Below are 10911 nucleotides of genomic sequence, written 5' to 3'. Positions count from 1 at the left end.
CCCGGCGGCTGCTCCACCGGCCGGCCGGGGGCGCGGTGATCTGCCAGGTATAACGACCCGGCCCGGCCCCCGATTCCACCCGCGCGGTGGCCCCGACCACCCGACACCCCCACCCAAACCGGACACCGGTGCCCGCGGGGATGCCCCGACATGACGGAGCAACGGTGTGATCGACTCGGGTTCCTGAAAACCGCGCTGTTCCGGTGCGGGGGATACCGCGTTTTCCTGAAGGTCGAGTGGATCACGCCCGTCTGCGCCATTTGCGCCCGCTCGACCGGGGTCGACACGGGGAGACAGCGCCCGACGGAACCGGGCGACTCGGCCGGACCTGGTCCCACCCGTGGGTCACGCCGCGGGCCCGTTCGCCCGCCGGGTTGTCCGCCGGGTGGCTCGCCGGGCTTTCCGCCCGTTAGCCCGGCCGGCTTTCCGCCGGGTGGCTCGCCGGCTTGCCCCGCCGATTATCTACAGGGGACGGTCGGTCAGGCGGGGTCGACGGGCTTCGCCGCGTCGCTGGCCTGGGCGTGCCGCTCCAGGAGCCGCTGCCGGATCTCCTCCGGGGTGTACGCGCGTCGACGCCGTTCGGCCCGCGCGATGACCACACCGGAGGCCGCGACGCCGGCGAGCCCGGCCAGCCCGAGAACCTTCCACCACCGCATTCGTTGCCGCATCGGCCTAGGCTAGTCCCTCATGAGCATCAGCCTGGACGAGGCCGTCGAGTTGACCCGCACCGGTGACGTGTGGGTTTTCCGGGGTCGCAGCGTGCCGGACCGGGCCATCCAGTTCACCACCAACAGCCCGGTGAACCACGTCGGGATGGCGGTGGTGTTGGACGACATGCCGCCACTGATGTGGCACGCGGAGCTGGGCAGGTCGTTGCCGGACCTGTGGTCGGGCACCCACCAGCGCGGCGTGCAGCTGCACGACCTGCGGGACGCGGTCTGCGTCTGGGCCAACCGGTACGGCCAACGGGCCTGGCTGCGACAGCTCGACCCGCCCGCCGACGGGGAGATGGAACGGGCGGTGCTGCGGACGATCGCGCGGTTGGACGGCACACCGTTCCCGTCGACAGCGCAGTTGGCGTGGCGCTGGGTGCGTGGTCGGGTGCCGAAGCTGGCGCTGCCCCTGCCCGGCCGGCCAGCACCTCGGCGAAACCCGGCGACCCCAGCGACCCCAGCGACCAATGCCAGCCCGGCCGGATCGCCGGGCGAGCGGGACCGGGCGATCCCTGCCAGCCCAATCGGATCGGCGGGCGAGCGGGACCGGGCGCTGGAGACGGCGTACTGCGCCGAGGTGGTGGCGGTGACCTACGAGGCCATGGGGTTGCTGCCGGCGGGGCGGCGTCCGAACTGGTACGACCCGGGGCGGTTCTGGAGTGGTGACGACCTCGGTCTGACCGCCGACGCCCGGTTGGGGTCGGAGATCGAGGTACGGGTGCCGCCGCGCTGAGGTTTGACCCGGGCGGTGACCGGCAATTGCTGTGACCGTGAACGCCTCCACGGATCTTGACACGTTGGCCGACTTCTTCGACCGGTACGGCGTGGCGCTGACCTCCGGTGATCTGCCGGCCATCGCCGGCTGTTACGCCCTGCCGGGTCTGGTGGTGGCCGACACGTACAGCTTCTCGTTCACCACCGCGGCGGCGGTGGCGCTGTCCTTCGTGGGCGCCGCGCCCGACTACCAGGACCGCGAGCTGGTCGCGGCCCACGCCCGGATCGAGGACGTGCAGCCGGTGTCCGCGCTGTTGACGATGGTGGCGGTGGAGTGGGAGTTCCTGGACAGGCGGGGGCAGTCGGTGCCCGGGGAGCGGTACCGCTACCTGTTGCGTACCTCCGATGAGGGGCCACTGATCTGCACGGTCGTCCGGACGGGCTGACCGACCGGGGCCGGTCGGCCCGATCCGTACCCGCCAGGTTCCCGGCCCGCGCGGCGCTGGCTACGCTGTCGCGTCGGTGGGGACGAGGGGAGACCTGATGGCGGTGCGGCCGGACGGTGCGGCAGATTCGCGGGCGGCGCGGGTGTTGGTGTCGGTGCCGTGGATCGTGGTGCTGCTCGGTGTGTGCGCGCTGGTGGTGCTCCTGGTGGTGGCGCTGTTGTCGTTCCGGGGCAGGGAGCGCGAGGCCGGGCCGCAGGCAGCGCCCCCGGCGTTCCTGCCGACCGTGCCGGCCGGCGCCTCCACCACCGGCGGGCCGACGCCGGCCGCTGTGGAGCGACGCTCGGCGTCGCCGCGACCGTCACGCAGCAGTCGGTCGCCGTCGCCGCGGCCCACGGCGACCGGCTCGCCGACGCCGGGGCGGACGAGCGTGCTGTCCGCGCCGACGACACCGGCGGAGGACCCCGTCAGCGCCCGGTACCAGGTCGGCACGAACGGCTGGAACGGGGAGTCGGCGATCCTGTCGGTCGCCAACCCGTCGAGCCGGTCGGTGGACTGGCAGGTGGAGTTGGCGTTCGACGACGACACCTGGGCGCTGCGAGTCGCTGACGACTCGGGCGTCTCGGTACGGGGGCGCGGGGACGGCAACTTCGTGGTGCGCGGCACCCGTTCGCTGGAACCGGGCGACTCCCGGACGCTGCGGCTGCGCGTCGGCCTGGGTGAGTCGGCGCAGCGACCGCTCACGTGCACGATCAACGGGGTCGACTGCCGGATCGGTTGAGCAGCAGCCGGCGCACGGCCGAGGCTCACCGCGCGGGCGTCGATCGCTACGCCGCGTGGCCGAGGCTTTCCGGCCCGGGCCGCCGATCGCTACGCTGCGCGGACGATCCGCTGAGGGAGGTACATGTCCGGCATGCGCCGCCGTGCTCCGCGTCCGCCGCACGGTCCGGTCGCGATCGCATCGTCGCCCTGGATCGTGGTGGGTGCCGGTGTCGTCGTGATGGTGGTCCTGCTCTTCGTGGCGCTGGGCGCGTACCGGGGACGCAGCCCGGCGCCGGACGGCGCGCAGCCGCCGGTGCTGCCGGTGCCGTCCGTGGCGGCGGAGCCGAGCGTGCCCACGTCGGTGCCGTCCACGGTGCCGTCTCCGGTGCCGGTGCTGCCGGGGTTGTCCGGGCGGGCCAGCGGGCTGCCGCCGAGCGCCGCGGCCGGTTCCGGTTCACCGTCGGCGGTTCCGACGGTCGCTGCGACCGGGCTGCCGACGGCGACGCGGTCGCCGACCCGGGCGGCACCGGGGCAGCCGGGGATGGCCGGGCGGTACCGGGTGGTGCAGACCTTCGACGGCGGCTTCATCGGCGAGGTGGCGATGGTGAACACGTCCGCCCAGAGCCGTGGCTGGACGGTGCGGTTGGAGTTCTCCGGTGGACGGTTGGTGACCGCCTGGGTGGAGGGCGTCCCGCAGGGGACGATCCGGCAGGGCGGTGACGGCTTCACGTACGTCAGCGGGGTCGAGGTGTCGGCCGGCGGTTCGGTGTCGCTGCGGTTCCACATGGAGCGGACGTCCAGCACGCCACGGGAGTGCACTGTGGACGGGGTGCGCTGCGGCGGTCTCTGAGCGGCGATTTCGCAAGGTTGCTGCTTTGTTGCGACTACGTTTGCAAGGTATTGCAGAATGTTTCGGCAAGGGTTAGCGTGCGGCCATCAGCGACCAGAGGAAGGCGTCGATGAAACCCCCGCCGATACCGCGTACCGCAGTGCTGGCCCTCACCTCCCTGCTCACCGTCACCCTCGCCGGCGCTCCGGTCGCCGTGCAGCCCGCCGCCGCGAGCCCTCAACCGTCCGACCGTGCCTCACTCGCGGTCAGCGGCGCGACCCAGTGGCGCGACGAACCCAGCGCCGACGCGCTGCTGAAGGCCGGCGGCAACCCCGGCCGCGCCGAGCAGTTCTACTTCGTCCTGCCGGACCGGTTCGCCAACGGAGACCCCCGCAACGACACCGGTGGCCTCACCGGTGACCGGCTGCGCACCGGCCTCGACCCCACCGACAAGGGCTTCTACCACGGCGGTGACCTCAAGGGCGTCATCGACAAACTGGACTACATCCAGGGGATGGGCACCACCGCCATCTGGCTCGCCCCGATCTTCAAGAACCGGCCGGTGCAGGGTGCCGGCAACGACATCTCGGCCGGCTACCACGGCTACTGGATCACCGACTTCACCCAGGTGGACCCGCACTTCGGCACCATGGAGGAGATGAAGCGCCTGGTCAGGCTCGCCCACCAGCGCGGCATCAAGATCTACCTCGACGTGATCGTCAACCACACCGCCGACGTCATCAAGTACGCCGAGGACAAGTACGCGTACGTGGACAAGGCGACCTCGCCGTACACCGACGCGCAGGGTCGGGCGTTCGAGGACCGCAACTACGCCGACGGCAGTCGCGCGTTCCCGGCGGTCGACAAGGAGTCCTTCCCGTACACGCCGACCTTCGCCGCACCGGAGGACGGGAGCGTCAAGGTCCCGGCCTGGCTCAACGACGCCACCATGTACCACAACCGGGGTGACTCCACCTTCGCCGGAGAGAACAGCGAGTACGGCGACTTCTTCGGCCTCGACGACCTGTGGACCGAGCGTCCCGAGGTGGTCCGGGGCCTGACCAAGGCGTACGGGGACTGGATCGGCGCGACCGGTGTCGACGGGTTCCGGTTGGACACCGTGAAGCACGTCAACATGGACTTCTGGCCGCAGTTCAGCCAGGGCATCCAACGGGCCGCCGAGAAGGCCGGCAAGAAGGACTTCTTCATGTTCGGCGAGGTGTACAGCGCCGACCCGGAGATCAGCTCCAGCTACGTCCGCCAGGGTGGCCTGCCGGCCACCCTCGACTTCGCCTTCCAGGAGGCCGCACGGGGCTTCACCGCGGGCGCCGGATCGGCCAAGGCGCTCGCCGACGTGTACGCCCGCGACGACCTCTACGCCGCCCGGAACACCGACGCGGGCCGGTTGACCACCTTCCTCGGCAACCACGACATGGGCCGGATCGGCTCGTTCATCGCCGCAGGTGGCACCGACCCGGCCAGCCACCTCCGACGCGACCAGCTCGCGCACCAGTTGATGTTCCTGACCCGTGGCCAGCCGGTGGTGTACTCCGGCGACGAACAGGGCTTCACCGGACCGGGCGGTGACAAGGACGCCCGTCAGGACATGTTCGCCTCGAAGGTCCCCGACTACCTCGACGACGACCTGCTCGGCACCGACCGCACCCACGCCAGCGACCAGTTCGACACGGCCCACCCGCTGTACCGGACCATCGCCGAACTGGGCCGGCTGCGCCAGGCCCACCCGGCGCTGCGCGACGGCGTGCAGGTCACCCGGTACGCGGCCGACGCGCCGGGCGTCTTCGCCGCCTCCCGGATCGCCCCGGCCGACCGCACCGAGTACGTGGTGGCCGTGAACAACGCCGACACCGCGCAGACTGTCACCGTGGACACCTGGTCGGCCGGCGCCACCTTCACCGGCATCTACGGCGCCTCCGGCGACGCGCGGGCCAACGGTGACGGCGAGGTGGCCCTCACCGTGCCGCCGTTGTCGGCCGTCGTGTACCGCGCCGGCAGCCCCATCGCACCGGCCGCCGACAAGCCGACCATCACCATCACCAGCCCGATCCCGGACGCGCCGGTCGCCACCCGGGCAGCGGTCACCGCCCGGGTCACCGGTGATCCACTGGCCAGCGTCACCGTCGCGGCCCGGGTGGCCGGCGGCCGGTGGACGCTGCTGGGCAGCGCCGACCACGCCCCGTACACCGTGCAGCACGACCTCACCGGCCTGGCCGGCGGCGTCCGGGTCGAGTACAAGGCGGTGGTCCGCGACGGTCGGGGCCGGACCGCCACCGCCCGGTCCACCGCCGTCGTCGGCACCCCGACGCAGGGCGGCTCCCGGGAGTGGGCGGTGGTGCACTACCAGCGCCCGGCCGGTGGGTACGACGACTGGGGGCTGTACGCCTGGGGGGACATCGACCCGGCGTACGTCACCGAGTGGCCCAAGGGGCAGCCATTCGCCGGGGAGGACTCCTACGGCCGGTTCGCCTGGGTGAAACTCAAGCCGGGCGCGACGTCGGTGAACTTCCTGGTCGTCGACAAGGCTGGCACGAAGGACGTCGCCCAGGACCGCAGCATCGACCTCACCCAGACCGGGGAGATCTGGCTCAAACAGGGCGACCCGGCGATCTACCCGAGCCGGCAGGCGGCCACCGGTGAGCCGGACCCGCCGGTCGAGGAGGGCACCGCCGTACTGCACTACCGGCGGGCCGACGGCAACTACGACGGCTGGGGCCTGCACCTGTGGGACGGTGCGGCCAACCCGACCGAGTGGTCCGCCCCGCTGCGGCCGAGCGCCGTCGACGCCTTCGGGGCGGTGTTCCCGGTGCCGCTGGCCGCCGGCGCCACCGGCCTGAACTACATCATCCACAACGGCGACACCAAGGACCTGCCCGACGACCAGCGGCTCGACTTCGCCAGCGCCGGCCGGGAGGTGTGGCTGCTCGCCGCCACACCGGGCCGGCTGCTGCCGTCGGCGGCCACCACCGCCAGCGGGGACACCGACATCAGCAAGCAGAAGGCGCACTGGATCGACAGGTCCACAGTGGCGTGGCAGACACCCCCGACCGACGGCAGGACGTACGCGCTGGTAGCCGCGCCCACCGGTGGGCTCACCGTGGTCGACGGTGAGCTGACCGGCACGTACACCAGCCTGCCGTTGCGGGCGCAACGCAACGGGCTCACCGAGGCGCAACGCGACAGGTTCCCGCACCTGTGGTCGTACCGTAGCTTCGCCCTGGACCGGGCGGACCTGGCCAAGGTCCCGGCGGCGCTGCGCGGGCAGTTGCTGGTCACCGCCCGCGACGCCGAGGGTGCGCTGCTCGCTGCCACCGGCGTGCAGATCCCCGGCGTGCTCGACGACGTGTACTCCCAGGCGGCCGACGCCACCCTCGGGCCCACCTTCGCGGGCCGGACGCCGAGCCTCGCGCTGTGGGCGCCGACCGCCCGGAGCGTGGCGTTGCAGCTGTTCGACTCGACCACCAGCGCCCCGAGGACGGTGCCGATGCGCCGCGACGACCGCACCGGCGTCTGGTCGGTGCGCGGCAACCACACCTGGGCCGGGAAGTACTACCGGTACGAGGTGCGGGCCTGGCAGCCGGCAGCGCAGAAGATGATCACCGCGTCGGTCACCGACCCCTACTCGGTGGCCCTCGCCGCGGACTCCACGCACAGCCAACTCGTCGACCTCAACGACCCGGCGCTGGCACCCCCCGGGTGGCGCACGCTGCGCAAACCGGCGCCGGTGCCGGCCGCGAAGGCGCAGATCACCGAGCTGTCCGTGCGGGACTTCTCCGTCGCCGACGAGACGGTGCCCGCCGAGCGGCGGGGGACGTTCCTCGCGTTCACCGACCCGAAGACCGCCGGCATGACCCACCTGCGGGCGGTCGGCGCCGCCGGGGTCACCCACCTGCACCTGCTGCCGGCGTTCGACTTCGCGACCATCCCCGAGCGGCGCGCCGACCAGCGCCAGCCGGCCTGCGACCTGGCGGCCCTGCCACCCGACTCGGCCGAGCAGCAGAAGTGCGTCGCGGCGGTCGCCGAGACCGACGGCTACAACTGGGGGTACGACCCGCTGCACTACACCGTCCCGGAGGGCGGCTACGCCGTCGACCCGGCCGGCGCGGCGCGGACCACCGAGTTCCGTCGGATGGTCGCCGGGGTGAACGACGCCGGGCTGCGGGTGGTGATGGACGTGGTCTACAACCACACGTCGGCGGCCGGTACCGACCCGAAGTCGGTGCTCGACCAGATCGTGCCCGGCTACTACCACCGGCTGCTGGACGACGGCACTCCTGCCAACTCCACCTGCTGCGCCAACACCGCCCCGGAGCACGCGATGATGGGCAAGCTGGTGGTCGACTCGCTGGTCACCTGGGCCCGGCAGTACAAGGTGGACGGTTTCCGCTTCGACCTGATGGGTCACCACCCGAAGGCCAACATCCTGGCCGTCCGGGCGGCCCTGGACCGGTTGACCGTCGCCCGCGACGGCGTGGACGGCCGGTCGATCCTGCTCTACGGCGAGGGCTGGAACTTCGGCGAGGTCGCCAACGACGCCCGTTTCGTGCAGGCCACCCAGGCCAACATGGCCGGCACCGGCATCGGCACCTTCAACGACCGGCTGCGCGACGCGGTGCGCGGCGGCGGACCGTTCGACGCCAACCCCCGCGTGCAGGGCTTCGCCTCCGGGCTCTACACCGACCCGAACGGCGACCCGGTCAACGGCTCAGCGGCCGAGCAGAAGGCCCGGCTGCTGCACGCCCACGACCTGATCAAGGTGGGGCTCACCGGCAACCTGCGCGACTACCGGTTCACCGACACCGCCGGGCGGCAGGTCACCGGGGCGCAGGTCGACTACAACGGCTCCCCGGCCGGCTACACCGCGACGCCGGGGGAGGCCGTCACCTACGCCGACGCGCACGACAACGAGATCCTGTACGACGCGTTGGCGTACAAACTGCCGCAGGCCACCACGGCGGCGGACCGCAGCCGGATGCAGGTGCTGGCGCTGGGCACTGTGCTGCTGGGACAGGGCACCGGGTTCGTCACCGCCGGCACCGAGCGGCTGCGGTCGAAGTCGCTGGACCGCAACTCGTACAACTCCGGCGACTGGTTCAACCAGATCCGCTGGGGCTGTGAACGGGGCAACGGGTTCGGCGCTGGTCTGCCACCCGCGCCCGACAACGAGGACAAGTGGTCGTACGCGAAGCCGTTGCTGGCCGACCCTGCGCTGGTGCCGGACTGCGCGGCGATCAACACCACCGACGCCCGGTACGCCGAGTTGCTGCGCATCCGCGCGTCGTCGCCGGTGTTCGGGCTGGCCAGCGCCGAGCAGGTGCAGCGGCGGGTCGCCTTCCCGCTGTCCGGTGCCCAGGAGACGCCGGGTGTGCTGACCATGACCCTGGACGCCCGCGGGCTGGGCGGTGCGTGGAAGTCGGTGACCGTCGTCTTCAACGCCACCCCGTCGGCGGCCACCCAGACGGTGACCGGGCTGCGCGGAGCGGACGTGGCACTGCACCCGGTGCTGGTCGACTCGGCCGACCCGGCGCTGCGGACCGCCTCGTTCGACCGGACGGCCGGCACGTTCACCGTACCGGCGCGCAGCGTGGCGGTCTTCGTTCAGAAGTGACGGTGAACCGGCCCCCTTCCGCGTATCGCGGAAGGGGGCCGGCCGGTGGTGCTGGCGCTGCGCCGTGGTCACCCGAGGGTGATCGATCAGGCGAAGCAGTTCTCGATGGTGCCGCCCGGGATGGCCAGGCAGTTGGTCGGACGGTTCGCGGTGATGGCGGACTTGTCGTCCACGTTCACCGGCCCGAAGAAGGTGAACACACCGCCCGGCGCGAAGGTGGAGAAGTTGTGGGCGACCTTCGTCTTCGACAGGTTGACCTCGCCGAAGATGTTGAAGATGCCGCCGCCGACCCCGATCGGGCCGATGGCCCGGTTGCCGACGACCTCGCTGTCGCGCAGCGTGGTGACGCTCAGGGTGTTGAAGAGCCCGCCGCCGAAGAAGCCGGCGGTGTTGTCCTTGATGCTGCTCTTCTCGAACGTGACAGCGCTGCCGAAGGCGATGGCGACACCGCCACCGACACCGGCGGTGCTGTTGCGCTCCACCGAGACGTTGTGCAGGTTCAGCTGGCTGTCCGCCGCAGCGATACCGCCGCCAGCGAGGACCGCGGTGTTCGAGACGAACTTGGTCTCGTACGCCGTGGTGTTGCCCTCGATGTCGAGGTAGCCGCCGCCGAAGCCCAGCGTCTCGTTGTCGGTGATCTCGGCCTTCTTGAGCTCGACCGTTCCGCCGTCGACGTCGTTGGTGAAGATCGGCGCGGCGCCGTTGGAGATACCGCCACCACCGATGATGGCGGTGTTGTCCTTGATCTTCGACTCCTCGACCTTGAGCAGGCCGGCGTTGAAGACGCCGCCACCGAAGAAGAAGGCGGTGTTACGGGTGACGGTGCTGTGCCAGATCTTCGTGGTGCCGAAGTTGGCCACACCACCACCGTTGCCGCCCGACTGGTTCAGGACGACCTCGGACTCCAGGATCTCGGCGGTGCCACCCGGCTGGACCAGGATGCCGGCACCGTCGGTGGAATCCGGGTACTCGACGAGCGGCGTGACGACGCCCCCCTGAGCGGCCGGAGCGGCCTTGGCCGCGACCTTCGGTGCCGCCTTCAGGCCCGCCTTCGGGTTGGCCTGTCGGGCGGTGAGCGCCTGGTTCAGCGGAACGCCCGCCTTCACCTGAGCCGCGATCGCCTCGGAGTCCGAGTAGGACGCCCAGACGGCCGCCGGCTCGACGGTGTTGAACAGCTCGAGGGTCTGGCCACCCTTGATGGTCAGGCCCTTGATCGTGAGGTGACCACCGGCACCGACGTTCAGGATCCGGAAGTAGTCAGCGGTGGCTTCCCGAGCGATCGTGGTGTGCTCGCCCTTGAGCGTGATCCGCTCGGTGATCACCGGCAGACCGTTGCCCTCGTAGTCGTTGCGGGTCAGGTTGTAGGTGCAGCCCTTGGCCAGCTCCAGCACACCGCCGTGCTTGTTGTTGGCGAACACGATCGCCTGAATCAGCTTGTCAGTGTCGCAGGGCACCTCCTTCCCGCGCTCGTGGTCCTTGTCGCGACCCTTGTCGTCGCGGCCCTTGTCGTCCCGGTTCTTGTCCTCCCAGTCGCGCCCCTCGTCACCCCGCTGGTCGCCGTCCTTGCTGACCTGCGTGGTGTTCCAGTTCAAGCCGACCGCACCGGCGCTGCCCGCGACGCCCACCGCCGCGAGACTGATCACGCCCGTCAAACCGGCCACGCCACTGGCGAGCCAGAGCTTGCGGCGACGCTTGGCCGCCGCCCGCCCGGAGGCTTCGTTGTTCGTTAGGTAGTTGGACATCGGAGCTCTCTGCCCTCTCCTCGTACCAGACAGGGTCGCCGCCGTCAGACGGGCGTCCCCTGCTACAAATCGGTTGTAGCTC

General features: G+C 71.3%; 7 protein-coding genes. 5 read left to right on the top strand and 2 right to left on the bottom strand.

The window, feature by feature from the left end; genetic code table 11:
* Window positions 1-479: 479 nt before the first annotated feature.
* Complete coding sequence (locus QCZ28_RS25030; protein WP_279518944.1) at window positions 480-668, bottom strand: hypothetical protein; 189 nt, start codon at window positions 666-668, stop codon at window positions 480-482.
* Between the two features lie 19 nt (window positions 669-687).
* Between QCZ28_RS25030 and QCZ28_RS25025 the strand changes: the two genes are divergently transcribed.
* From QCZ28_RS25025 to pulA, 5 genes are all read left to right on the top strand, one after another.
* Entirely contained in the window at window positions 688-1446 is a 759-nt protein-coding gene (locus QCZ28_RS25025; RefSeq protein WP_279518943.1) for a hypothetical protein, read from the top strand.
* Between the two features lie 37 nt (window positions 1447-1483).
* A complete protein-coding gene (locus tag QCZ28_RS25020; RefSeq protein ID WP_279518942.1) occupies window positions 1484-1873 on the top strand; it encodes a hypothetical protein in 390 nt (129 codons plus the stop codon).
* 97 nt (window positions 1874-1970) lie between these two features.
* Window positions 1971-2651 (top strand): hypothetical protein, encoded by a 681-nt coding sequence (locus QCZ28_RS25015; RefSeq protein ID WP_279518941.1) that lies wholly within the window; start codon window positions 1971-1973, stop codon window positions 2649-2651.
* Window positions 2652-2774: 123 nt separating this feature from the next.
* Window positions 2775-3482: a cellulose binding domain-containing protein gene (locus QCZ28_RS25010; protein ID WP_279518940.1), complete on the top strand. Its 708-nt coding sequence runs from the start codon at window positions 2775-2777 to the stop codon at window positions 3480-3482.
* 109 nt (window positions 3483-3591) lie between these two features.
* Complete coding sequence (gene pulA, locus QCZ28_RS25005; protein WP_279518939.1) at window positions 3592-9087, top strand: pullulanase-type alpha-1,6-glucosidase; 5496 nt, start codon at window positions 3592-3594, stop codon at window positions 9085-9087.
* Between the two features lie 86 nt (window positions 9088-9173).
* Here the strand turns inward: pulA and QCZ28_RS25000 are convergent, their stop codons facing one another.
* Window positions 9174-10829: a hypothetical protein gene (locus QCZ28_RS25000; RefSeq protein ID WP_279518938.1), complete on the bottom strand. Its 1656-nt coding sequence runs from the start codon at window positions 10827-10829 to the stop codon at window positions 9174-9176.
* Window positions 10830-10911: the final 82 nt, after the last annotated feature.

This window comes from Micromonospora sp. DH14 (assembly GCF_029809455.1).
Lineage (GTDB): Bacteria > Actinomycetota > Actinomycetes > Mycobacteriales > Micromonosporaceae > Micromonospora > Micromonospora parva.
Note: the sequence above shows the minus strand (reverse complement) of the source record. Positions and strands in the feature narration are given on the sequence as shown.